Annotated in this window: 19 protein-coding genes; 8 read left to right on the top strand and 11 right to left on the bottom strand. The window is 71.0% G+C overall.

What is annotated here, in order from left to right; genetic code table 11:
• Positions 1-25 precede the first annotated feature (25 nt).
• The 3 genes from L3i22_RS17525 to L3i22_RS17515 are packed head-to-tail and all read left to right on the top strand — an operon-like array spanning position 26 to position 2,198.
• The gene (locus L3i22_RS17525; protein ID WP_221328037.1) at positions 26-889 is read left to right on the top strand and encodes an extradiol ring-cleavage dioxygenase; all 864 of its coding nucleotides are present in this window, start codon (positions 26-28) and stop codon (positions 887-889) included.
• On the top strand, positions 886-1,248 hold the full coding sequence (locus L3i22_RS17520; protein WP_221328036.1) for a hypothetical protein: 363 nt from the start codon (positions 886-888) through the stop codon (positions 1,246-1,248). Before L3i22_RS17525 ends, L3i22_RS17520 begins: the two co-directional genes overlap by 4 nt.
• Complete coding sequence (locus L3i22_RS17515; protein WP_221328035.1) at positions 1,245-2,198, top strand: zinc-binding alcohol dehydrogenase family protein; 954 nt, start codon at positions 1,245-1,247, stop codon at positions 2,196-2,198. The genes L3i22_RS17520 and L3i22_RS17515 overlap by 4 nt, the downstream gene beginning before the upstream one ends.
• 9 nt (positions 2,199-2,207) lie before the next feature.
• Here the strand turns inward: L3i22_RS17515 and L3i22_RS17510 are convergent, their stop codons facing one another.
• Positions 2,208-3,794, bottom strand: coding sequence for a diguanylate cyclase (locus L3i22_RS17510; protein WP_221328034.1), 1,587 nt, complete (start codon positions 3,792-3,794; stop codon positions 2,208-2,210).
• A 110-nt stretch (positions 3,795-3,904) separates the two neighbouring features.
• On the opposite strand from L3i22_RS17510, the gene L3i22_RS17505 reads away from it, so the two are divergent.
• Positions 3,905-5,470, top strand: a complete 1,566-nt coding sequence (locus L3i22_RS17505; RefSeq protein WP_221328033.1) for a serine/threonine-protein kinase — start codon at positions 3,905-3,907, stop codon at positions 5,468-5,470.
• Here L3i22_RS17505 and L3i22_RS17500 read toward each other — a convergent pair.
• From L3i22_RS17500 to L3i22_RS17490, 3 genes are all read right to left on the bottom strand, one after another.
• A complete protein-coding gene (locus L3i22_RS17500; protein WP_221328032.1) occupies positions 5,430-6,548 on the bottom strand; it encodes an NAD(P)/FAD-dependent oxidoreductase in 1,119 nt (372 codons plus the stop codon). The genes L3i22_RS17505 and L3i22_RS17500 overlap by 41 nt on opposite strands.
• 71 nt (positions 6,549-6,619) lie before the next feature.
• Positions 6,620-9,055 carry a CBM35 domain-containing protein gene (locus L3i22_RS17495; protein WP_221328031.1) on the bottom strand — a complete coding sequence of 812 codons (2,436 nt, stop codon included), beginning with the start codon at positions 9,053-9,055 and terminating at the stop codon, positions 6,620-6,622.
• Between the two features lie 211 nt (positions 9,056-9,266).
• Positions 9,267-10,271 (bottom strand): LacI family DNA-binding transcriptional regulator, encoded by a 1,005-nt coding sequence (locus L3i22_RS17490; RefSeq protein WP_221328030.1) that lies wholly within the window; start codon positions 10,269-10,271, stop codon positions 9,267-9,269.
• 178 nt (positions 10,272-10,449) lie between these two features.
• Here L3i22_RS17490 and L3i22_RS17485 point away from each other — a divergent pair, with 178 nt between their 5' ends.
• From L3i22_RS17485 to L3i22_RS17470, 4 genes are read left to right on the top strand one after another with little or no spacing between them, the layout of a single operon-like run.
• The gene (locus L3i22_RS17485) at positions 10,450-11,799 is read left to right on the top strand and encodes an ABC transporter substrate-binding protein (protein ID WP_221328029.1); all 1,350 of its coding nucleotides are present in this window, start codon (positions 10,450-10,452) and stop codon (positions 11,797-11,799) included.
• Positions 11,796-12,713, top strand: coding sequence for a carbohydrate ABC transporter permease (locus tag L3i22_RS17480; protein ID WP_221328028.1), 918 nt, complete (start codon positions 11,796-11,798; stop codon positions 12,711-12,713). The genes L3i22_RS17485 and L3i22_RS17480 overlap by 4 nt, the downstream gene beginning before the upstream one ends.
• Positions 12,713-13,594, top strand: a complete 882-nt coding sequence (locus L3i22_RS17475; RefSeq protein ID WP_221328027.1) for a carbohydrate ABC transporter permease — start codon at positions 12,713-12,715, stop codon at positions 13,592-13,594. The genes L3i22_RS17480 and L3i22_RS17475 overlap by 1 nt, the downstream gene beginning before the upstream one ends.
• Before the next feature lie 26 nt (positions 13,595-13,620).
• A complete protein-coding gene (locus L3i22_RS17470) occupies positions 13,621-15,198 on the top strand; it encodes a glycoside hydrolase family 13 protein (protein ID WP_221328026.1) in 1,578 nt (525 codons plus the stop codon).
• Here the strand turns inward: L3i22_RS17470 and L3i22_RS17465 are convergent.
• The 7 genes from L3i22_RS17465 to L3i22_RS17435 all read right to left on the bottom strand — a co-directional run bounded on the left by L3i22_RS17465 (position 15,177) and on the right by L3i22_RS17435 (position 24,867).
• Positions 15,177-15,581 carry a hypothetical protein gene (locus tag L3i22_RS17465; RefSeq protein WP_221328025.1) on the bottom strand — a complete coding sequence of 135 codons (405 nt, stop codon included), beginning with the start codon at positions 15,579-15,581 and terminating at the stop codon, positions 15,177-15,179. The genes L3i22_RS17470 and L3i22_RS17465 overlap by 22 nt on opposite strands.
• Before the next feature lie 66 nt (positions 15,582-15,647).
• Positions 15,648-16,427 carry a hypothetical protein gene (locus tag L3i22_RS17460; RefSeq protein ID WP_221328024.1) on the bottom strand — a complete coding sequence of 260 codons (780 nt, stop codon included), beginning with the start codon at positions 16,425-16,427 and terminating at the stop codon, positions 15,648-15,650.
• Between the two features lie 91 nt (positions 16,428-16,518).
• Complete coding sequence (locus tag L3i22_RS17455; protein WP_221328023.1) at positions 16,519-17,034, bottom strand: LURP-one-related/scramblase family protein; 516 nt, start codon at positions 17,032-17,034, stop codon at positions 16,519-16,521.
• Between the two features lie 1,816 nt (positions 17,035-18,850).
• Positions 18,851-20,452 (bottom strand): xylulokinase, encoded by a 1,602-nt coding sequence (locus L3i22_RS17450; protein ID WP_221328022.1) that lies wholly within the window; start codon positions 20,450-20,452, stop codon positions 18,851-18,853.
• Positions 20,453-20,499: 47 nt separating this feature from the next.
• A complete protein-coding gene (locus L3i22_RS17445) occupies positions 20,500-21,813 on the bottom strand; it encodes a M20/M25/M40 family metallo-hydrolase (protein ID WP_255658329.1) in 1,314 nt (437 codons plus the stop codon).
• 47 nt (positions 21,814-21,860) lie between these two features.
• Positions 21,861-22,988, bottom strand: a complete 1,128-nt coding sequence (locus tag L3i22_RS17440; RefSeq protein WP_221328020.1) for a glutamate--cysteine ligase — start codon at positions 22,986-22,988, stop codon at positions 21,861-21,863.
• Positions 22,989-23,025: 37 nt separating this feature from the next.
• On the bottom strand, positions 23,026-24,867 hold the full coding sequence (locus L3i22_RS17435; protein WP_221328019.1) for an ATP-binding protein: 1,842 nt from the start codon (positions 24,865-24,867) through the stop codon (positions 23,026-23,028).
• Positions 24,868-24,888: the final 21 nt, after the last annotated feature.

The raw sequence follows: 24,888 nt of genomic DNA, 5'->3' as shown, positions 1-24,888 counted from the left end.
CGTCTACGAGCCTTAAGGACTGCCCATGGCCAGCATCGTCGCGGTCATCGCCTCGACGCACCACCCCTTCTACTACCGGGCCAGCACCGCGACCGGCGCGGACCGGCCGCCGTTCGCGGACGAGTGGACGCGGAAGATCCTCGCCTTCCGCGAGACGCTGACCAGGGCGAACCCGGACGTCCTGGTGATGGTCGGCTCGGACCACTTCCACCAGCTGTGGCTGGACAACATGCCGCAGTTCCTGGTCGGCAAGGCGCCGATGTACGACGCGAACTGGTACAACGAGGAGCGCGAGTTCGGCCTGCCCCGGATGACCCTCAAGGGCCAGGAGGACCTCTCCACGCACATCCTGCGGGCCGGCCTGGACGACGGCTTCGACCTGGCGTTCAGCAACGAGCTGCGGATCGACCACAGCATCACCTGCCCGATCATCACGCTGCGGCCCGAGGCGGACCTGCCGATCGTGCCGATCTACACCAACATCTTCGCGCCGCCGCTGCCGCAGCCGAAACGGTTCGTGCAGCTCGGCGAGTCGATCCGGAAGATCATCGAGCAGTGGCCGTCGCACCTGCGGGTCGCCGTGATCGGCACCGGTCACCTGTCGCTGGAGCTGGGCGGGCCGCGCCAGTTCGGGCCGCACGGGCCCGACCCGGCCTTCGACGAGCGGGCGGTCGGGTGGATCGCCAACGGGGACCTCGACGGCTGCCTGCGCGAGGTGACCCTGGACAGCCTGCACTCCCCCGGCAACGCCACCCACGGCTTCATGGACTTCATGCTGATGATGGGCGTGGCCGGGGCCGGCGTGAAGGCCGACTACGTCGACACGCTCGACCTGTTCCACACCATGGAGGCGTACTTCACCTGGTACCCGGACGGAGGCCCGGCGTGAGCAAGTATCTGCTGAACAAGTTCCTGTTCACCGTGGACCGCGACCCGGAGCTGGTGGAGCGCTACCGCCACGAGCCCGCCGAGCTGGTCGGCTGGTGGGAGGCGAACGTCGCGAACGCGCTGCTGAACAGTCACACCGGCGAGGCGAGCACGTGGCAGGCGTTCACCGACGGCGAGCGGGCCGCGCTGGTCGGGCACGATCACGTGGCGCTCTTCGAGCTCGGGGCGCACCCGTTCCTGACGCTGACGCTGTTCATCGCGTTGTTCGAGCGGGACAACACCGAGCCGCTCGAGTACCAGAAGGCGTACGGCGCGGCGCTCGCCCACCTCACCCTGCCCTACCCCGACATCGCGACATGATCACCGCGGCGGTCCTGACCATGTGCGGCACGGCGCCGGTGCTCGCCCAGCGACCGGCTCCGGTGCCGGGCGACGACGACCTGACGGTCGCCGTCGCGGCCGTCCCGATCACCCCGCTCGACCTGCTCTGCGCTTCGGGAAAAAGCTATTTCGGTACGCCGGTGACCCCGTACGTGCCGGGTGTGCAGGGCGTGGGGCGACTGGCCGACGGGTCGCCGGTGTGGTTCGCGACGCCGGCCGGGATGCGGCCGGGCGACGGGAGCATGGCGACGGTCGTGACGGTTCCGGCGGCCGACGTGGTGCGCCTGCCTGACGACGTACCCCTGGAATTGATCTCTGCTCTGGGGTTGTCGGCCATGGCCGCGCAGGCGGCCCTGTACCGGGCGGGTGATCTCGCCGCGGGCGAGCACGTCGTCGTGCTCGGCGCCGGCGGCGTGGTCGGCCAGGCCGCCGTGCAGTTGGCCCGGCTCGGCGGCGCCCGGCGGGTGATCGCCGTCGCCCGGGGCGCGGAATCGCTGGCCAGAGCGGCCGAACTCGGCGCGGACGCGATCGTGCCGCTGCTGCCCGACGGGTTCGAGCAGCGCCTGCGCGCGGCCGCGGACGGGCCGGTCGACCTGATCCTCGACCCGATCTTCGGGGCGCCGGCGGCGACTGCCCTGCGAGTGCTGCGCCCCGGCGGACGCCTGGTCAACCTCGGCTCGTCGGCGGGCGCGACCGCGCCGATCGACTCGGCCACGCTGCGCGGCGGATCGTTGCGGATCATCGGCTACACCAACAACTCGCTGTCGGCGGCCGAGCGCGCGGAGCTGCTGACCGGGATCGCCCGGCACGCCGCGGCCGGCCGGCTGACCGTCGATCACGAGGTCGTGCCGTTCGAGCAGGTCACCGCGGCCTGGGAGCGGCAGGCCGCGGGTCTGGCGCACGGCCGGATCGTGCTGACCATGGGATAGGTGCCGGACTCAGGAAGCCTGTTTCAACAGTCGGAACGGCCCGTCCGAGGTCTGGTCGCGGCCGCCCTCCTTGGCCGCGTACAGATGTGTGTCCGCGCGCCTGAGCAGCGCCTCCTGGGTGCGGCAGTCCGCCGCCCAGGAGGCCACGCCGATGCTGGCGGTCACCGGCAGCGTCCCGGTCGTCGGCCGCCAGTCGTGCCCGCGGATCGCCAGCCGCAGCCGCTCCGCCCAGGCGAACGCCGCGTCCGGGCCGGCGCCCGGCAGGACCAGCAGGAACTCCTCGCCGCCCAGGCGGGCCGCGAACGCGTCCCGGCCGGCCGCCGCCGCGTCGGTGATCATTTCCGCGATCGCCCGCAGCACCTGGTCGCCGACCTCGTGCGAGCAGGTGTCGTTGACCCGCTTGAAGTGGTCGAGGTCGATCAGCGCGATCGACAGCGGGGCGTGCGCCTCCTCCGCCTGACCGAGCAGGACCGGCAGCTCCACGTCGACGAAGCGGCGGTTGAACAGGCCGGTCAGCGGGTCGCGCAGGGACAGCTCCTGGGCGCGGGCGCCGGCTCGGCGGGCCTCGTCCGCCTCGTACATCGCATGCAGGGTCTTCGCCCGTGCGTCGCGCTCGCTGGAGGTCAGCGCCATGGCCGCGGCGTGGAACGCCTTGTACTCGGTGAGCGCCTCGGCCAGGCGACCGGCGTCCGCCCAGATCTCGGCCTGCTCGCGCCGCACGTCGACCGCGACCCCGGAGAGCCGGCGGTCCTCGCAGAGCAGGCGGCAGCGGTCGACGGCGTCCTGCGCGCCGGCCAGGTTCCCGGCCCGCCGGTGCACCTCGGAGAGGGTGACCAGGCTCTGCGCGCGGGAGCCGACCTCCTCGTAGGCGATCGCGTACTCGTCGTCGAGCGCCGGCAGCAGCGTGGTGATCGCGTCCTGGAACCGGCCCGCGGCCAGCTGCACGGTCGCCACCGTGTCGAGGGTGTTGTAGTCGAGGGTCAGCTCGTGCTCGGCGGCGAGCCGCAGGATCCGCTCGACCGCGTGCTCGGCCTTCTCGCTGTCACCGACGTCGTGCTCGGTGTACGCCAGATTGTTGAAGACCCGGATCCGCGCCCGCACGTCCCCGAGGGTCGCCGACAGACGCTCCGCCTCGGCGTAGCGCTGCCGCGCGGCGGCGATGTCCTCCACGTCGGCCAGGGCGTCGGCGAGCGCCATCACGCAACGCCAGCGCAGGTACGCCGACGCCGAGTCGCCCATCTCGGCGAGCGCCCGGATCGCCTCCAGCGCGTGCTCCAGCGCGGTCGGATAGTCGCCGAGCTGGCCGAAGTACGGCGACAACCGCAGGTGACTGAGCGCCAGCAGCAGATGGTGCCCGTGGTCGGCGGCCCACGCGTTCACCGAGCGGCAGATCTGCCCGCTGGTGATCACGTCGCCGCGCCGCCCGACCAGGTCGGCCCGCAGCAGCCGGGCCCGCAGCTCCAGATCGGTGGCCCCGATCGCGGCGGCCGCCGCCTCGATGCCGGCCGCCCTGGTGAACCACTCGTCCAGGTCCATGCCGTACCTCGGTTGCTCCTCGAGCGCGGTCAGCTCCACGTTCAGGGTCCTCGGGTCCATGTCCGGGCTCATCGTCCAGGGAGGCACGGTCTTGAGCAGTCCGCTCGATCGGCATGGGTAAACTTCCGGATCGCGGTGATCGATGCCGACAGAGGGAGAACGAAGTCGACATGAGCATGCCGCTGCGCCCGAACGACGCGACCCGGCTGGGCCGCTACGAGCTGGTCGGCCGTCTCGGCGAGGGCGGCATGGGCACGGTCTTCCAGGGCCGCGACCCGGACGGCCGGCTCGTCGCGATCAAGATGGTCCGGCCCGAGTTCGCGCACGAGCCGGAGTTCCGGGCCCGCTTCCGCAGCGAGGTGAACCGGGCCAAGCAGGTGCCGCCGTTCTCCACCGCCGAGGTGCTCGACGCCGATCCGGAGCACGAGCCGCCGTACCTGGTGGTCGAGTTCGTCGACGGCCCGAGCCTGGCCGCGGAGGTGCGCGACACCGGCCCGCTGTCCGGGGCGGCGCTGCACAGCGTGGCGGTCGGGATCGCGACCGCGCTGACCGCGATCCACGGCGCCGGGGTGATCCACCGCGATCTCAAGCCGGGCAACGTGCTGTTCGCCCGGGGCGGCATCAAGGTGATCGACTTCGGGATCGCCCGCGCGTTCGAGGCGACCAGCCAGCACACCCGTACCGATCAGATGGTCGGCACGGTGGCCTACATGGCGCCGGAGCGCTTCGACCCGGCGGACGGGCGGCCGGTGACCTCGGCCGCGGACATCTTCGCGTGGGGTGCCGTGGTCGCGTTCGCGGCCAACGGGAAGACGCCGTTCGCCGCCGACTCCGCGGCCGCCACCGCGGTGCGCATCCTGACCCAGCCGCCGGACCTGTCCGGGCTGCCGGACTCGTTGCGCGGGCTGGTCGAGCGCTCCCTGGACAAGGAGCCGGCGCGGCGGCCGACCGCGCGGGAGCTGCTCGACCTGCTGCTGGCCGGCGGGCAGTCGCCGGCGCTCGCGGTGCGCCCGGTCGAGGCGGACACCGAACTGGTGCCCGCGCCGGCGCCGGCGCCGCGGCGGCGGTCCCGGCTGCTGGCGGTCACCGCGGCCGGCACCGTGCTGCTGGCCGGGGCCGGGGTGCTCACCGCGCACTACCTGGCCGAGGCTCCCCCGACCGACGTCAACGTCAGCATCAGCCGCGGGCCCGGGCCCTCCGTGGCCGCCTCCGCGGGGCCGGCGTCGCCGGCGGCCTCGGCGGCCGCCGCGCTCACCGCCGCCCAGAAGCAGTCGGCGATCATGCGCGGCACCCACAAGACCCTGATCCACATCGTCGAGGCCGACCGCGACCTGGCCCTGGAGCAGCACTACAGCGAGGTCATCGGCGGCGACGGCACCGGCGCCCGGTCCGAGTTCGCCCTGGTGCCGCTGGGTGTCGACTTCCTGATCCGCGCGCTCTACGACCCGGCCCCGGGGCGCGAGGTGTGCCTCGGCGTGAAGATCCCCCAGGACCAGGACCTGGCGCGACTGGTCGCGGCGGAGTGCGTCAACACCAAGGCGACGGTCTTCTCGCTGGTGCCCACCGGAGAGTTCGACGACAAGAAGCGCCCGACGTACGGGCTCTACAGCGACGCCTACGGGGCCGTGCAGTGGAGCGTCGACGACAAGATCCTGTATGTCCAGGAGCTCGGCGACGCCGCACCCCTGGGCAGCTTCAGCTTCGTGGACCGGGGTCCGCTGCCGTCGCCGAGCTGAACAGGGTGAGCAGGCTCGCCGGGGTGCCGGCGCCGAAGCAGACCTCGAAGTCCCGCACCGCCTCGGCGCTCTCCTCGGCACTGCGGACGAACAATTCCTTCTCGTACGCCGTGAGCGCCGCCTCCACGTCACCGGGGTGCGCGGCGAGCGCCCGGCCCAGCTCGGCCCCGTCGAGCATGGCGAGGTTGGCGCCCTCGCCGTTCGGCGGTGACAGGTGCGCGGCGTCGCCGAGCAGGGTCACCCCGGGCACGCGCGGCCAGCAGTGCCCGATCGGCAGCGTGTGCAGGGCCCGCACCACCGGCGCGGTCTCCCCGCCGGTGATCAGCGCGGTCAGCTCCGGCGCCCAGCCGGTGAACTCGGCGGCGACCCGCTCGGTGGTGATATCGGTGAACCAGTCCAGCGGGCGGGTCAGCGCCACGTAGGTGTGCAGCACCGCGCCGGCCTCCCGGTGCGCCTGGATCCCCTTGCCGGGAACGGGCGCGGCCATCCCGCCGGCGCCGACCGCCGCCGCCGTCGCCGGGTGCCGCCGGTCCACGTCGTACAGATAGGTCTCGATAAAAGACGTCCCGTAGTACTCCGGCGTGGCCGCGGAGACCAGCGGCCGGACCCGGGACCAGGCGCCGTCCGCCCCGACCAGCAGGTCGGCGGTCACCGTGGCACCGCCGGCGAAGGTCACCTCGTGCCGCCCGTCGCCCAGCGGCCGGACCGCGGTCACCTTGTGGCCCCACCGGACCGTGCCGGCCGGGAGCGCGTCGAGCAGCAGTTGCCGCAGGTCGCCGCGCAGCACCTCGGGCCGGTGGCCGGTGCCGTCGTCGGGCTGGTCGAGCAGGACCGTCCCGTCCGGGGCGAGCACCCGGGTGGCCTCGGCGCCCGCGTGGATCAGCGCGCGGAACTCGTCGAACAGCCCGGCGTCGCGCAGCGCGACCTGGCCGTTGTGCTCGTGGATGTCGAGCTGGCCGCCCTGCGTGCGAGCCCGCGCGGAGGCGTCGGCCTCGTAGACGGTGGCCGCGATGCCGTGCACGTGCAGCACCCGGGCCAGGGTGAGCCCGCCGAGCCCGGCTCCGATGATCGTGATCATGGCACTACCTCCCACGTTGGAATGCCGTTCCAGTCCAAGGATGGAACGACATTCCAACGAAGTCAAGGCGATCAGAAGCCCGAGTTGCCGGGACCTCGGACGATGGTGAACGCGGTGCCGGGGTTGTCCAGGCCGCCCGCGGCCGCGCCGGTCACCGCGGTGTTCGCGAGGGCGGCACTGCCGGAGACGTTGTCGACGGCGATGCCGTACGTGCCGGCGCCCGCGATCGTGACCCGGTCGAACGTCACGCCGGTGATCGTCCGGCCCCAGCTCAGCAGCACGCCCTGGTACGTGCTGTCGGCGATCGTGGTGTCCGTGACCTGGATCGGCGTGGTGATGTCCGCCGTGTCGGCATAGATCCACAGGGCGCCCAGCCGGCTCGCCCAGTTCGGCTCGTAGCCGCCGGTGCGGGTCAGCGTGTTGCGGGCGAGCACCGTGGTCCCGGACAGCGGCACCGGGTTGAAGCGGGTGCCGACCGCGATCCCGGCCGAGGCGGTGACCGTGTCGGCGAGCAGGTTGTCGGCGATCCGGTTGCCGCTGCCGCCGTAGATCGCGGCGGTGTTCGCCAGCATCGGCAGCTGGACGGTGTTGAAGGTGAACGCCGAATCGGTCACCGCGGCGCCGTCCGACCACATCGCCAGCGCGTCGTCGCCGGTGTTGCGGACCGACGACTGGTCGATGCGGGTGTTGCGCACGTTGCCGTGCAGATTCACCCCGTCCGCGTACGTGTCGCGAATGCGCACGCCGATCACGTACAGACCGTCGGTCCCGTGGTCCGCCCACAGGCCGACCTTCGAGTGGAAGACCAGCACGTTCTGCAGCATCGACCCGGTCCCGAAATTGCCCTCGAAGGCGGCGTCGTCCCCGCTGTCGTTCCGGACCGTAGAATCGCCGGAAATCGCCAGGTCACTGATCCGCACGTCGTTTCCGGTCGCGAAGAACCCGCCCTTCCCGCCGGTTCCCCTCAGGGTCGTGTACCACGGCCCGGCCCCGCGAATCGTCACGCCCTGGACGTTGATCCGCCCGGTGATCGGATAGGTCCCGGCCGGGATCCACAAACCCTTTCCGGCCGCTTTCGCCGCGGTGACCGAGTCGGCGATGGAACCGGACGCGGCCACGAATCCGGCCGGCATGCTCTCCGGCACGGCCTGCTCGGCGTCGATCAGATCAATGGTGTACGACGCGGCGGTGTCCCCGGAATCCTTCTGCAGTTTCAGCACGGTCCCGGCCGGCCAGTCCCCGATCAGGACCCGGGCCTCGTCGTAGAACCGGTGCGCGTTCCCGCTCGCCGGATTGTTGGTGTACGGATAGTCCCCGTAGACCCACGAGTACCGCGAGGTCAGCGCCAGATCCTTGACCTGCGTGCCATTGGCGTAGAGCGACAGCGAGGCGTCGATCCCGGTCCCGGCGGCATTGTCGGGAATCGAATAGCGCACGGTCAGCGCATTCGCCGGGCGGGTCAACACCATTTGCAGGTACGACCCGGTCGCGCTCAACTGGACGGCCCGGCGCCCGGACGATTCCGAGGCGATCGTCTGGTAGGTCCGATCCGCCGCGAGCACGGTCCCGTTCGTGGTCCCGTTCTCCGCCTCGTACTCGGTATAGGGCAGCGTCGCCCCGCGGGCCGCGAGCGCCTGGCCGCCGGCCACGTCGATCCGGTCGATCGCCACGTCCCCGCTGTCGGCGGCGTCGCGCTGGTAGGTGATGGTGTTGAGCCCGGCCCGCAGCGTCAGCGCGGTGCTCACCGTCCGCCAGCCGCTGCCGGCCGGGAGGCTGATCTGCCCGGCCTTGAGCCCGTTGGCATAAACGGACAACGTCCGGGTGGCCCCGCTGCCGTTGCCGTACCGCAGGGTGGTCGCCCGGCTGCCGGCCGACGGCAGGTTCGCGGTGAACACGACCCGGGCGCCGGTGGCGGTGAACCCGGTGAGGTGGCCGCTCCCGGAGTACCCGGCGATCGCCGTGCTGACCACCGGCCCGCCGGCGTGGAAGCTGGTCTCGGCCTCGGTGTCGGTCCCACCGGTGTCCGGGGTGCCGGCCGTGAGGCTGTCCAGGTTGACGTTGCCCGAGTCGGTGGCGTCGAACCTGATCGTGACGGTGTTGGCGCCCGCCGCGAGGCTCGCGGTCAGGCCCTGGGTCGCCCAGCTGTCCCAGTTCGCGGTGACGGCGAGGGTGAACTGCTGGGCGCGGACTCCGTTGACGTACAGGGAAAGGGTTTTGGGGGAACCGGTGCCGTTGGCGAACCGCAAGGTGAGCGGCGCACTGCCGGCGGTCGCGGAGGTCACGGCGAAGGCGGTGGCCGCGGCGCCCTTGTTGCCGTCGGTGTAACCGCCGACGAATCCGGTTCCGGTGTATCCGGTGTGATCGGTTTCGGTCCGGGCGCCGCCGGACAGGGTGGCCGACTCGGCTTCCAGCACCGAGGTGGCGGCCTGTGCGGAAACGGCGGGGACGGTCGCCGTGAACGCGGTGACGAGTGCGGCGACCAGGAGGAGGACGGGAGGTCTGCGCATGTGGACTCCAAAGGGGATGGACTGCGCCGGGACGCTAGTCCGCACCCCTTCCGGCCTGCAAGATTTGGACGATCTTGGAGAATTTCTGCGACTTTCAATTGTCGGAAAAGCAGCAGGTTCGTGACGGGCTTGCTGAGCTGGAGAAAGCCCTCGATGCGGGTGGCCGCCGCCAAGGAAGCCCGGCAAGCGGGAACCGGAAAATTTCGCGTTCTTACTCGGATTCCGCAACCGGCGCCGGGCCGGTCGAGCCCCGCACGACCAGTTCCGGCTCGTGCAGCAACTCCTTCGGCCCGGTCGCGGTGGTCCGGCTGCCGATCTGGTTGACCAGCAGCGTCACCGCGGCCCGGGCCATCGACTCGATCGGCTGCCGCAGCGTGGTCAGCGGCGGGTCGGCGTAGTTCATGAACGCCGAGTCGTCGAAGCCGACCACCGACACGTCGTCCGGGACGCGCTTGCCGAGCCGCCGCGCGGCCCGGGTCGCGCCGAGCGCCAGCACGTCGCTGCCGCAGATCAGCCCGGTCGCGCCGGCCTCGATCAGGTCGGTCGCGGCGGCGTGACCGCCCTCGAACGAGAACATCGCGTGCGAGATCAGCCCGGTGACCGCCCCGTCGGAGCGGGCGGTGGCCGCGCGCATCGAGGCGACCTTGCGGTGTGAGGGCTCGTGGCCCTCCGGCCCGACCAGCAGCCCGATCCGCCGGTGGCCCAGCGAGGTCAGGTGCCGGTAGGCCATCTGCACGGCCGCGACGTCGTCGGTGGACACCCGCGGGAACCCCGGGTACGCGTTCGCGGCGTTGAGCATCACCACCGGCACGCCGCGCTGCATCAGCTGCTCGTGCTCCTTCTCGGTGAGCCCGCCGCAGAACACCACACCGGAGACCTGCTGGTCGAAGAGCATCGTGGCGTACTCCGCCTCGGTCAGCCCGCCGACCGTCCGGGTGCACATCACCGGCGTGAAGCCGAGCTGCACCAGGGAGCCGCCGACCGCCTCGGCGAGGGCCGGGAAGATCGGGTTCTGCAGCTCGGGCAGCACCATGCCGACCAGTCGCGCGCGGACCCCGCGCAGCTTGGTGGGCCGCTCGTAGCCGAGCACGTCCAGGGCGGTGAGCACGGACTGGCGGGTGGCGGCCGAGACGCCGGGCTTGCTGTTGAGCACCCGGCTGACCGTCGCCTCGCTGACCCCGACCTTCGACGCCACCTCGGCGATCTTGCGTGTCATGGCCGGAGCGTAGTGGCGGTCGCCTTTACGACGCCAGATTGCAGAATTACTTGCGCGATATTCGACAGTTCTTGCAAGTAGTTGTCGGTCTGTTGCGCTCACGTTACGGCGGCCCGTAACTTGTCCTCCACGTCCTCAGGTCACGCCTCTGACCTGCATATATAGACCAGGAGCCAGCATGAAGAGACGGCGTCTTCTCGCCCTGACCAGCATCGCGGGTCTCGCCCTGACCGCCGGCGCCTGCGGTGACTCCGCGCCCGCGCAGACCAGCGGGCCGGTGACGATCACCGTCAACAACATGCCGCCGGAGACCGAGGCGCTGCAGCGCAAGAACTTCCTGGCCGACGTCGCCGAGTTCGAGAAGCTGCACACCGACATCACGATCGACCCCAAGGAGGGGAAGATGGATCCGGCGACGTTCTCCGCCCGGCTCGCCGGTGGGCAGTTGGAGAACGCGTTCTACGTCTACTTCACCGACCCGGCCGGGTTGATCGCCCGGAAACAGGCCGCGGACATCACGCCGTACCTCAAGGAATTTCCGTCCGTCTCGCAGATCAAGCCGAATCTGCTGGACGTCTTCGGGGACGGGAAAGGCAGGACGTTCGGGCTGCCCGAGGGCAATTACACGATGGGTCTGGTCTACAACCGGGCGCTGTTCCAGAAGGCCGGACTCGACCCGGACAAGCCGCCGGCCACCTGGGACGAGGTCCGCGACTACGCCAAGAAGATCGCCGCGCTCGGCGGTGGCGTGAACGGCTACGGCGACTACAGCAAGAACAACACCGGCGGCTGGCACTTCACCGCGGAGATGTACACCCGCGGCGGCGACGTGGCGGCCAGAGGCGCGGACGGGAAATGGACCGCGGCGTTCAACAACGACACCGGCCGGGCCGTTCTGCAGCAGTTGCACGACATGCGGTTCGCCGACAAGTCGATGGGTGAGCGGCAGCTCCTGGAATGGGCCGACCTGCTGCAGCAGATGGGCGCCGGAAAGCTCGGCATGTACCTGGCGACCGCCGACAACATCCCGACCATCGTCGCGCAGTACAAGGGCAAAGCCGAGGACTACGGCTTCGGCCCGGTGCCCGGCGGGCAGGGCACGCTCGGCGGGGGCGGCGGCTACATGTTCTCGCCGAAGAGCACCCCGGCGCAGGTCAAGGCCGCGATGGCGTGGGTGCTGTTCCGGCACGCCAACCCGGACCGGATCGAGTTCGGCAAGCAGCGCGACGCGGCGGACAAGCAGCCGGTCGGCCTGCCCGAGCCGAACATCTTCACCGGCGCCGCCGGCCAGGCCTACGACGCGGCGAGCAAGAAGTACGCCAACGTGCCGACCCAGAACTTCGCGCCGTTCGTGGCCGCCCAGGCGAGCATTCCGCTGAAGCTGGAGCCGCCGGACGCGCAGAAGATCTACGCGATTCTGGACCCGATGATGGCGGCCGCGCTGACCAAGCCGGACGCGGATGTCACCAAGCTGCTCGCCGACGCCGAGAAGCAGGTCAACGCGATCCTGGCGACCGTTCAACAATGACGGCCGCCACTCTGGTCGCGCCGTTGCGGTTGCGGGCCGGCGGTTTCCGCCGCCGGCTCGGCGACAACCTCATGGCGTACGGCTTTCTCGCCGCCGGCCTGCTCTGTTTCGCGCTGTTCTCCTGGTACCCGCTGGTCCGCAGCATCACGCTGAGCTTCCAGCAGGACAACCTGGTCACCGACCCGCAATGGGTCGGGCTGGACAACTACCGGGCGCTCTTCGCCGATCCGCTGTTCCTGACCGCGATCCGCAACACCGCCGAGTTCACCGGCCTGGCACTGATCTTCGGCTATGCGGTGCCGATCGGGCTGGCGATCCTGCTCAACGAACTGCGGCACTTCACGACGTATTTCCGGCTCGCCGTCTACCTGCCGGTGATGCTGCCGCCGATCGTCAGCGCGATGCTCTGGCAGTTCTTCTACGACCCCGGGCAGGGGCTGTTCAACACGCTGCTGCACGGCGCGCACCTGCCCGAGTCGCAATGGGTGCAGTCACCGCGTACCGCGATGTTGTCGCTGGTACTGGTGTCGACCTGGGCGAATCTGGGCGGCTCGACGCTGATGTATCTGGCCGCGCTGCAATCGCTGCCGCCGGAACTGTACGAGGCCGCCGAGCTGGACGGCGCCGGGCTGTGGCAGCGGATCCGGCGGGTCACCCTGCCGCAGCTGCGGTTCATCATGCTGGTGATGCTCCTGCTGCAGATCACCGCGACGATGCAGGTGTTCATCGAGCCGTTCCAGCTGACCGGCTTCACCAATCCGGACACCATCACCGTGATGACGCTGATCTATCGGTACGCGTTCGCGGTCAATCAGGACTTCGGGCTCGCCGCCGCGCTCAGCGTGCTGCTGTTCGTGGTGCTCTCCGCGTTCGCGGCGATCTACCTGCGCATCACCCGGGAGAGGAGCGCCTGATGGCTCAGCGGACGCTGGTCTCCGGCATCGCTTTGAAAACCCCGGTCGGCCGTACGGTCTATCTCACCGTGCTCGCCGTGACCACGATCGTCGTCGCCGCGGTCTTCCTGTACCCGGTCTACTGGATGGCGACGGCCGGCCTGAAGACCCCCGCCGAGTTCGCGGCGCAGTCGGTCACCGTGGTGCCGGAGCATCCGAGTCTCGCCGCCTATCGGGACGCCTGGGATCACTTGCGGATCCCGCATTTCTTTCTGAACACCGTCTACTACGCGCTCGGCGGGTGGCTGGTGCAGTTGGCCGTCGACGTGAGCGCGGCCTATTCGCTGTCGCGGCTTCGTCCCGTACTGGGGAAACTGGTTTTTGCTCTGATGCTGGCCACGCTGATGCTGCCGGTCGCCGCATTGCTGGTGCCGGCCTATCTGACCGTGACCGATCTGCCGATCCTGCACCTCAACCTGCTGAACTCGCCGTGGGGGCTGTGGCTTCCGGCGGCGGCCAACGGGTTCAACATCTACGTGCTGAAACGGTTCTTCGACAACATTCCGAACGACATCCTGGAAGCCGCCGCGATCGACGGCGCCACCCGGGGCACCACCCTGACCCGGATCGTGCTGCCGCTGTCGCGGCCGGTCCTCGCGGTCATCTCGATCTTCTCGATCATCGGCATGTGGAAGGACTTCCTCTGGCCGATGCTGATCATGCAGGACCCGGAGCGGCAGACCCTGTCGGTCGCGCTCCAGCGGTTGTCGGCCAGCAGTCAGGTGCCGCCGACCGAGATGATCGCCGGGATGACCCTCGCGGCCCTCCCGATGATCGTCATCTTCGTGATCTTCCAGCGTCACATTCTCGGCGGCCTCTCCGCCGGCGCCGTCAAAGGCTGACCACTTCTTCCATCGGGGAGCTTCTCGTGAACGACGAATGGTGGCGTGACGCCGTCATTTACCAGGTCTATGTGCGTTCGTTCGCCGACGCGAACGGCGACGGCGTCGGCGACCTCGCCGGGGTCCGGCAGCGCCTGCCGCACCTGGCCGGGCTGGGCGTGGACGCGCTCTGGTTCAACCCCTGGTACGCCTCGCCGCAGGCCGACGCCGGCTACGACGTGGCCGACTACCGGGCGATCGACCCGCTCTTCGGCACCCTGGACGAGGCCGCCGCGCTGATCACCGAGGCGCACGCGCTCGGGCTGAAAGTGATCATCGACATCGTCCCGAACCACGTCTCCGACCAGCACGCCTGGTTCGCCGCGGCGCTGGCCGCCGGACCGGGCTCGCCGGAGCGGGAACGGTTCTGGTTCCGGCCCGGCCGCGGGGATCTCCCGCCGAACAACTGGCAGTCGGTCTTCGGCGGGCCGGCCTGGACCCGGGTCGCGGACGGCGAGTGGTACCTGCACCTGTTCGACCCCGGACAGCCCGACCTCAACTGGACCAGCCCGGACGTGGTCGCCGAGCACGAGGACGTGCTGCGGTTCTGGTTCGACCTGGGCGCCGACGGGGTCCGCATCGACTCGGCGACCATGCCGGCCAAGGACCCGGCGCTGGCCGACTTCGACCCGGCCGACCCGCCGCCGGCGCACCCGTACGTCGACCGGGACGCGGTGCACGACATCTACCGCGGGTGGCGGGCGGTGGCCGACGCGTACTCGCCGCCGCGCGCCCTGATCGGCGAGGTGTGGCTGGACCAGCCGGACCGGCTGGCCCTGTACCTGCGGCCGGACGAGATGCACACCGCGTTCAACTTCGACTACCTGAACTGCGCCTGGGAACCCAAGGCGCTGCGGCACGTCATCGACGCCACGCTGGCCGCGCACGCCCCGGTCGGCGCGCCCGCGACCTGGGTGCTGTCCAACCACGACGTGACCCGGCACGTCACCCGCTACGGCCGGGTCAACACCTCGTTCAGCCACGCCGGGCGCCAGCACGGCGCGTCCGTGGACCTGGCGCTCGGCGCCCGCCGGGCCCGGGCCGCGCTGCTGCTCAACCTGGCGCTGCCCGGGTCGGTCTACCTCTACCAGGGCGAGGAGCTCGGGCTCGAGGAGGTGGAGGACATCCCGGATGAGCTGCGCCAGGACCCGATCTTCCACCGGACCGGCGGCCTGGACGTCGGGCGGGACGGCTGCCGGGTGCCGCTGCCCTGGGCCGGGGAACAGGACACGCCGTCCTGGCTGCCCCGGCCGGCCTCCTGGTTCCGGCGGACCCCCGACCTCCAGGACCGGGATCCGGGGTCGATGCTGACGCTGTACCGCACGGCGATCCGGTTGCGGCGCGAGCGGCTGGGGGCGGGCACGCTGGCCTGGCTGCCCGGTGATCCGGAGGTGCTGGCGTTCACGCGGCCCGGCGGCTTCACCTTCCTGGCCAACCTGTCGGCCGAGCCGGTGACGCTGCCGGCCGGCGAGTTGCTGCTGGCCAGCGGGCCGGTCGAGGGTGGTCTCGTGCCGCCGGACACCGCGGTCTGGCTGCTCGGCCGTCAGCAGGCGACCGCCGCGTAGAGCGGGCGGCCCGCCGAGCGGCAGCCGTACCAGGTCTCGTTCCAGCCGTCGTTGCTGACCGCCCAGACGTCGGTGCCCGCCGCGTAGCTGACACCGGTGATCCGCCGGGTGCCGCCGTAGACGGTGTGCAGGGTGAACCCGGTGTCGGACCGCTCGAACGTGAAGCCGGTCTGCCGCTGCAGTGCCCAGCCGGTCAGGCTGGGGCTGTAGCTGCGGAGATAGCCGGTCCCGTCGGCGTCGAAGTGCCAGATGGTGGCGGGCAGATACTGGTCACCCGGGTGGTACCAGACCTGGGCGCCGGCGGCGGCGTGGGCGGCGCCGGGCGCGGCGAGCAGGGTGACGGCCAGGGCCGCGGCGGCGACGGCTGCCTTGATGATGCGCATGTCGGTTCCTCTCCTTCGGACGAAGTCACGAGTAGGAGAGGAACCGGCCGCGGAAAGTTCCCGCGCTTACACGGACGCGAAACGGGCGGCGAACGCCACCGCCCCCATGTCACCCTCGCGCAGGCGCGCGGCGATCTCGATCTCGCCGATCGTCTCCAGGGTGCGGGCCGCCGAGTTGATCGCCACCGGGTCGCGCCGCAGCAACTGCCGGGCCAGCCGCGACTGGGTCGAACGCAGGGTCGCGAACGCGCACAGGTCCAGCGCGGCGACGAACTCGTCGGTCAGGGTGCCGGCCTGGGCGTGCTCGACGACCAGGTCTCGGAGCCAGTCCGGCCAGTAGCCGTACTTGCCGACGATCTTCCCGGCGTAGATCGACTCGGCCGGGGTGCGGCCGGCGTTGAGCAGCTGGGCGGTGACGTTCACGTTCAGGTGGGCGACGCGGAGCGCGGCCACGAACATCCGCAGCAGCACCACCGCGCCGACCCGGGGCTCGATCTCCGCCGCGGCCCGGGCGTAGTCGCCGTCCAGGACCCAGGACACCACCTCGGCCTCGACCAGCGCGTTCGGGTCGACGTCCCGCGCCGCGAGGCGCTCGATCGTCTCCCGCAGCCGGCTCCGGGCGCCGTTGTAGCGATCCTGCAGTCCCTCACTGGCGGGCCGGTTCCGGTACAGGATGGTGATGTCGGCGGCGATGTCCGCTTCCCGCTGCAACAACTGCGAAGTGATCTTCGGCAGCAGCAACTCGGTCATACCGGTCGTGAGGATCGCCTCGTCGAAGCGCTCGGTCGCGGTCTCGAACTGCCGCCACCAGTCGACGGGGTGAGCGATGGAGTGCTCGGCGAGCATGAGACCCTCCCGATTGCTGAGTTGCCACCCCATCGACCGGTCTGCGGCGATGTTGCCGATTCCGCGCCGGAGGATTTCTGAGACCCGCGCCTCAGTCCTCGTCCTTGCGCTGCTCCTTGTCCTTCTTCTCGGCCTCCCGGTCCATGGCCAGGTCCAGCGCGAGCACACTGCAGAGGATCAAAAGCGGATCAACCCCCGATTTGATCTGTACGGCGTAGGTGTCCCGAACCGTCAGCCAGCGCTTCGAGACCGCGGCGACCTCGTCCCCGTCCTGCTCGATCACGTACTCGTGATCCAGCAGGTCGCCCTTCATCACCAGGTCGTCGTCGCCGGGCACGTCGATGGTGAACTTGTCGCGGAACGGCGTGAACAGGTTCTTCCGGACCTCGGCCGCCTCCTCCCCACCGATCCGCACCTCGTAGGTCGGCCGGAGGGCGATCAGATGGCGGTGCACGGTCGCCACCTCGTCCCCGTTCCGATCCTCGATGACCAGCTTGTCCCGGAGGCTAAACGCCTTACCGTCGACGCGAAAAACCTTGTTGCCGTCCTCGTCGAGCACGTCGAAGTCGTCACCGATGGCGAAGAACCGCTCCCTGATCAAGTACATGCGCCCGATTCTCCGCCATCACGCTGCGAACACCCCCACCACATACCCCGGCCCACCCACACTCCGGCCGGGCTCACCCGCCCCAGCACTCCAGCCCACCCCGGCACCCCCGCACCCCGGGCGCTCCGGCCCACCCCGGCACCCCGGGCGCCCCGGCACCCCGGCACACCTGCACCCCGGGCGCCCCGGCACCCCCGGCCCACCCCGGCACCCCGGCACACCTGCACCCCGGGCGCTCCGGCCTACCCCGGCACCCCGGCCCACCCGCACCCCGGGCGCTCCGGCCCACCCGGGCAGTTCAGCAGCCCGGCCCACCCGGACCCTGGAGTCCGCCGCGCGACGAGCCACTCGACGCGGGCGGGCCAGCCCACCTAGGCAGTCCGGCAGCCCGACTCACCCGCGCCTGGCTCACCCTCGCCCCCGTCTCACCCACTCGGCGCACGGCATCTCGGCCGAGCGCCCACCACTCCCTCACGGGCCTCGGCCCCGAGCTGAGGCCAGGCCAAAGGCTTCCGCAGGCTGCGAATGTGGCGTGGCAGCCAAACCCCGCGAAGGCCGCGAAAGTGGCGCACCGCCCGATACTTGCGCAGGGCCCAGCTCTGGCGCGGGCCCCAGGTCCGGCTCGAGGTCCAGGTCCGGCTCACGGCCCAGCTCCGGCGCAGGGCTCAGACCTGGCTCGAGGCCCAAGTCCGGCTCACGGCCCAAACCCGGCTCACGGCCCAGGCCCGGCGCAGGGCTCAGACCTGGCTCGAGGCCCAAGTCCGGCTCACGGCCCAAACCCGGCGCAGGGCCCAGCTCCGGCGCAGGGCCCAGGCCTGGGGCAAGGCCCGGATTCGGCGCGAGGGCCGAGGTTGGTTCGGGTGCCGAGGTTGGCGCGGGGCAAGCGGGCAAGGCGGGGTCGGAGCGTGACGCGGGGCCAGAGACCGCCGAGGACGCTGCCTCTCGCTCTCTGATCTGGCGCATACGCTCGGCGTGTCGCCGTTTCAGGCCCCACGCACGGTGCCTTTCATGCTCGCGGCGAAACTCGTCGCGGGCCGCTGAATAATTGCGGGCACGGGTCCGATCCCGCAACCTGCTGGTCTCGCTTCGACTGAACAGCGACATCTGACTCATACAACAATTATCGCGGCCGCGGAACCCCTCATGTCAGTACCTGATCATGCCATTCTCTGTCATTTACTTACAAGCTCCACAGTCCCGATAGAAACTATTTCCCATCGGCACACTCAAGTAAATGACCACCTCACCTCAGGCAGGAAATCAGCCAGCACGAACCGGATCCGGCCCCACCTGCCGCAACCACCGATCACGCCGCCTGGCAAGCCGGCCCAAGCCCACCACCAACCGCAAATGGCCCCACCCACCGGGGGCAATCCGCCCACTTCCCTATTTTGGCGAGGAACTCCAAGATCGTGCAGGCGGCAGCTGGCGGCCTGTGGACGGCGCGCTGCTGTGGATAACCGTCAGGTGCCGCGCATGGGCCGCGACCTGCGGTTTCTATCGAAGTCGTGGCGCTCGGCACACGGCGCCCCGGGCCGCGGCGCAGCGGGCGGCAGGCAGCGGCAGCGGGCGGCAGGCGGCCAGCGCGGGCGGCGGCAGGCGGCGGCAGGCGGCGGCAGGCGGCGGCGGGGGTTTTGGGGTAAACCGTGCCCATCCGCGGACGTCGCCCTGGAGGGCTTCGCGTTATGGACGCGCCAGCGGCCAGCGAAGCCCGCAAGGGTCCCCGCGGGAGCGACGATCTGTACCCCGGCGGACACAGGTAATAAAAGAATGCGAAATGCCGGCGAAGCCGGAAATGCCCCGCCGGCCTCCAGGGTCAGCTGTTTTCTACCGCGGCCTGCTCGATCGGCAGCGCGGCGACATACCGCCGCATGAAGGCGTCGAAACCGGCCACATCCGCCGGATCCGGCGCGGCCGTCTCCAATTCCGCATTGGCGAAGACCGATGTCGTCAGGAAGTTGTCCAGGGTCTGACCCGGCTGCTTGGTGGCCTGGAAAGCGGCCAGAATCGCGATCCCCCAGGCGCCGCCCTCGGCGGCCAGATTGCCCACCGAGACCGGGGTGTTGATCGCCGCGGCCAGCAGGTTCTGGGCGACGCCCGCGGTCTTGAACAGGCCGCCGTGGGCGAACATCCGGTCGAGCTGGACCGATTCGGCCTTCTGCAGGACGTCCATGCCGATGCGCAGCGTGGCCAGCGCGGAATAGAGCTGGACGCGCATGAAGGTGGCGAGGGAGAGCGTGCTGCCCGGCTCGCGCAGGAACAGCGGGCGGCCCTCGTGGAGTTTGGTGATCGGCTCGCCGGAAAGGTAATTGAAAGCCATCAGGCCGCCGCCGTCCGGGGCACCGTCCAGCGCGGAACGGAACAGTGTCTCGAAGATCGTGTTCGAATCGACAGTCACCCCCAGCGCGGACGCAAAGGAGGCGAACAGGCCGGCCCACGAGTTCAATTCGCTGGCGCCGTTGTTGCAGTGGACCATCGCGACCAGGTCGCCGGCCGGAGTGGTGACCAGGTCGACCTCGGGGTGCATGCGGCTGAGCGGGCCGTCCAGCACGATCATGGCGAAGATGCTGGTGCCGGCGCTGACGTTGCCGGTGCGGCGGGCGACCGAGTTGGTGGCGACCATGCCGGTGCCGGCGTCGCCCTCGGGCGGGCAGACCGCGACGCCGGGCTGGAGCGTGCCGGACGGGTCGAGCAGCGCGGCGCCGGCCTCGGTGAGCGTGCCGGCCTCGGCGCCGGCCGGGAGCACCGCGGGGAGCAGCTCCTCGAGCTTCAGCGGCAGGCCGCGGCCGGTGGCCAGCTCGTCGAACCGGGCGAGCAGGCGGGTGTCGTAGCCGCCGGTGGCGACGTCGATCGGGAACATGCCGCTGGCGTCGCCGACGCCGAGGACCTGACGGCCGGTGAGCTTCCAGTGCACGTACCCGGCGAGGGTGGTGAAATGGGCGAGATGCGGGATGTGCTCCTCGCCGTTGAGCACCGCCTGGTAGAGGTGGGCGATGCTCCAGCGGTGCGGGATGTTGTAGTCGAAGATCTCGCTGAGCTGCTCGGACGCGTCGCCGGTGTTGGTGTTGCGCCAGGTGCGGAACGGGGTGAGCAGCTCGCCCGCGCCGTCGAAGGCCAGGTAGCCGTGCATCATCGCGGAGACGCCGAGGCCGCCGGTGGTGCGCAGCTCGACGCCGTAGCGCTCGCGGACGTCGGCGGCGAGCGCGGCGTAGCAGGCCCGCAGGCCGGACCAGACGGCGTCGAGCGAATACGTCCAGACGCGGTCGACGAACTGGTTCTCCCAGTCGTGCGCGCCGGTGGCGATGGCCTCGTGATCCGGGCCGATCAGCACGGCCTTGATCCGGGTGGACCCCAGCTCGATCCCGAGGGCGGTGTGCCCCTGCTCGATCGCCTCGCGCAACGCATCCGTCATGGTCATGTTTCTACCTCAAGCAGGCCGGGGTTATCGGAGTGTGAACGCTAACATTAGATCGGACCCCGCAGCAGCCGGTCCAGCACGCGCACGCCGAACTTCAGCCCGTCCACCGGGACCCGTTCGTCGACCCCGTGGAACAGCGACGTGAAGTCCAGATCCGGCGGCAGCCGCAGCGGCGAGAAGCCGAAGTGCCGGATCCCGAGCCGCTGGAACGACTTGGCGTCGGTGCTGGCCGAGAGCATGTACGGCAGCAGCCGCGCCCCCGGATCCTCCGCCCCGATCGCCGCCGCCATCGCGTCGACCAGCGACCCGTCGAACGTCGTCGCCACCCCCGGCATGTGCAGGTACTCCCGCTCGATCCCCGGCCCGAGGATCTCGGCCAGCGAGGCCTCGAACACCGCCTCGCGCCCCGGCAGCATCCGCCCGTCGACGGTCGCCCGGGCGGTCGACGGCACCACGTTCCCCTTGTAGCCGGCCTCGAACATGGTGACCGTCGCGGTGTCCCGCAGCGTCGCCCCGACCAGCCGGGCCAGGTGCCCGAGCCGGGCCACGGCCGCCTCCGGCCGGTCCGGGTCGAACGGCACCCCGGTCATCTCGGCGAGCCCTTCCAGCAGCTCGGCGACCGGCCCGGTCAGCACCAGCGGGAACTCGTGCTGCTCGAGCCGGGTGATCGCGGCGGCCAGCTTCGCCACCGCGTTGTCGGTGTGCAGCAGCGAGGCGTGCCCGGCGGTCCCGCGTGCGGTCAGCCGCAGCCAGGCGACGCCCTTCTCGGCGGTCTCCACCAGGTAGGCCCGGGCGCCGTCACCGACGGTCACCGAGAAGCCGCCGACCTCGCTGATCGCCTCGGTCGCGCCCTCGAACAGCTCCGGCCGGTGGTCGACCAGCCAGCGGGCGCCGTTGAAGCCGCCGGCCTCCTCGTCCGCGACATAGGCGAAGATCAGGTCCCGGTTCGGGACCACGGCGTCCCGCTTGAGCTGCCGGGCGACGGCCAGCGACATCGCCAGCGTGCCCTTCATGTCGACCGCGCCGCGACCCCACACATAGCCGTCGCGCACCTCGCCGGCGAACGGGTGCACCGACCATTCCGCGGCGTCGGCGGGCACCACGTCCAGGTGCCCGTGCACCAGCAGCGCGCCGCGGGCGGGATCGGCGCCGGGCAGGCGGGCGATCACGTTGCCGCGGCCGGGCGCGCCGGACTCCACGTAGGTGACGTCGTAGCCGACCTCGGTCAGCTTCTCCGCCACGTACTCGGCGGCGGGCCGCTCGGTGCCCGGCCCGCCGGAGTCGCTGGCGTTGGTGGTGTCGATCGCGATCAGGTCGGCGGCGAACCCGACGACCTCGTCCACCGCCCGCACCTGGTTCACTTCGGCATTATCCCCAAGATCAAAACCAGTTTGCCGTACGGGCGGAATCAGCATCCCTCCCGCAGTTCCCGCACCAGGGCCGAGACCACGGCCTTCAGGCTGCCCTGACTGGCCGACGCCACCCGCAGCTGGCGCTGATAGCTGGCACCCCCGTCGACGATGTCCCGCAGCCGCTCCAGCTCGGCCACGCAGTCCAGCGCCTCGGCGACCGGCGCCAGCCGCGGCAGCAGCTCCTCCAGATCCTTGGTGACCAGGCGTTCGTCGCCGGCCGTGTTCCGGATGATGATCGCGTCCAGGCCGTACCGGGCGGCCCGCCACTTGTTCTCCCGGACGAACCACGGCTGCATCCGCGGCACCTCCCGGCCGGCGTCCAGCTCCCGGGAGAAGTGCTCGACCAGGCACTGGGTCAAGGCGGCGATCGCCCCGATCTCCCAGGCCGAGGAGATGCCGTCGAACGTCCGGATCTCGATCGTGCCCCACTTCGGGGACGGGCGGATGTCCCAGCGCAGCTCGTTCAGCTCCTCGATCACGCCGGTGTGGGTGAGGTCGGCGACCAGTGCCTCGTACGCCGCCCAGTCGCTCAGCTGCGGGGGCAGCCCGGCCGTCGGGAGCTGCTGGAACATCAGGGCGCGGTTGGAGGCGTACCCGGTCCGCTCCCCCGCCCAGAACGGGCTCGACGCGCTGAGCGCCTGGAAGTGCGGCAGATAGGTGAGCAGCCCGCCGATGATCGGCAGCACCTTGCGCCGGTCGTCGACCGCGACGTGCACGTGCACACCCCAGATCATCATCTGCCGGCCCCACCACTGGGTCCGGTCGATCAGGGTGTCGTAGCGTGGCTTGCCCGGCGTCACCTGCTGCCGGAACCACTGGCTGAACGGGTGCGTGCCGGACGAGATGAGCTCGACGCCCATCGGCTCGGCGACCGCGGCGACCCGCTCGACGAGGTGGGTGAGGTCGGCGACGGCGTCCCGCGCCCGGTGGTGCGGCGCGCTGACGAGTTCCACGGTGTTGGTCAGCAGCTCGTTCGTGACGTGCGGAAACCCTTCCGCGGCGCCGAGCTTGGCGAGGAGCTCCGGGGCCGCGGCGGTGAGCTCACCACTGCGGCGATCGACACAGGCTATCTCCCACTCGATCCCTAGACGCGATCTGACCGATGGGGCGAAGGCGATACCCATGGGCCAACTCTACGGATGCCGGGGCGCTCACCGGAGTCTATGTGACAGCCGATCCGTGACCCGCCACCGCCGGGGCCGGCCGCACGCCGGTGGCCGGCAGGACGATCCAGAAGCAGCTGCCGCCCTCCGCGGCGGCGTCCACCCCGATCGTGCCGTGGTGGCGTTCGACGATCCGGTGGACGATGGCCAGGCCCAGGCCGGTACCCGGAAAGCCCTCGCTGCCGTCGGCCCGGGTGAACGCGTCGAAGACCGCCTCGCGCTGCCGCTCCGGAATGCCGATGCCGTTGTCGGACACCTCGATCCGCCACCGGTCGTCGCCCTCCGGCCGGCCACTGACCCGCACCTTCGGCGTCCGGTCCGGCGCGGTGTACTTGATCGCGTTCCCGATCAGGTTGTCGAACAGCTGGTGCAGCAACGTCGGATCGCCGTCCACGGACGGCAGCGGACCCACCGTGACCAGCGCCGTCCGGCCGTGCGGCGCCTCCCCGCGATCCCGGGCCACCTGCTCGACCAGGGCGTGCAGGTCGACCGGGCGGGCCCGCAGCGGCCGGTTGTCGGCGGTCGCGTAGTCCAGCAGGTCGTCGATGAGCACGGTCATCTGCTGCCCGCAGGTGTACACCCGCTCCAGGTAGTCGCGGTGCTCGCTCTCCAGGTAGCGGGTCGCCTCCTCGCGCAGGAAATCGGTGTAGCCGGCGATCCGGGCCAGCGGATTGCGCAGGTCGTGCGCGATCACCCCGGCGAAACCGACCAGCTCCGCCTCCCGGCGGCGCAGCTGCTGCTCAACCGCCTCCCGGTGCCGGATGTCCGCGTGCAGCGCCGCGGTCGCGACCTCGACCCGGCGGCGGGCCCGGTCCCGGGAGGTGGCGATCGACGCGGTCAGCGCGGTGAGCAGCAACGTGAAGACGGCGCCGACGGCCAGCGCGACCAGGCTGGCCCGGGCGCCCCGACGATCGATCAGCTGGACGGTCGGGCGGACGGTCAACTGCCAGGTCCGGCCGGGTACCACGATCGGCAGCGTCCGCACGGCCAGCCGCGGATCGGCCGGTACGTCCGGGCGCCACCGCGCGATCGGCTGCCCGTCGTCGGACAGCCCGACCGACGCGGCCCGGCCGGCGACGTGACCGACCGCGCCGGCCAGGAACTCCCCGCCGCGCATGCCGAGCAGCAGCCAGCCCCGGAGATGCCCGGCGTCCGCGGACGGCGCGGTCGCGTGCACGGGAACCGCCAGCACGAACCCGGCCCGGCGGTCGGCCGGCGGCAGCACCAGGTCCTTGCGCAGCTGGTAGGCGGCGCTGATGACGACCTCGCGGGCGGCCTCCGACGTGCGCATGGCCGCGCGGGCCGCGCTCACCGTCGACAGGTCCACGCCGAGCGGCGTCGGGATGGTCTCCGGTGACCGGCCCAGGATGATGAACAGGTGGTGGGTGTCCGAGGCCGGCGCGGAGCGCAGGGTCAGGCCGTGCGCGCCCCGGTCCCGCCAGTACTGCTGGACGCGCGGGATCTCGGCGGTGGTGACCGGCACGACGTAGGCGACACCGGCGACCCCGGCCAGCATCCGCCGCCCGACAGGCGCGGTGATCGCCTCGAACTCGGCCGCCTCCAGCTGCTGCTGGGCGCCGACCGCGGCGGCGAGGCCGGTCAGGTAGTCGCTGTACCGCCGGACGCCGTCGGAGATCGCCTGCGCCGCGGAGGCCGCCTGCTGGTCCGCGGCGCGCTCGCCGAACCGGTGCTCACCGCGACGCAGCGCGGTGGCGGCAAGCAACGTCCCGGAGACCCCGAGCGCCGCGACGAGCAGCAGCACGAGCAACGAACGACGCGAGACCGGCCGGGCCCACTCCTCACCGGCGGCCCGCCTCCCGAACAGGCCATCCCACCTCACAACGCGACGCTACGCTCACAC

It is taken from the genome of Actinoplanes sp. L3-i22, assembly GCF_019704555.1.
In the GTDB taxonomy this organism is placed as follows: domain Bacteria; phylum Actinomycetota; class Actinomycetes; order Mycobacteriales; family Micromonosporaceae; genus Actinoplanes.
The sequence above is the reverse complement of the archived record's forward strand: the minus strand, read 5'-3'. Positions and strand labels throughout refer to the sequence as shown.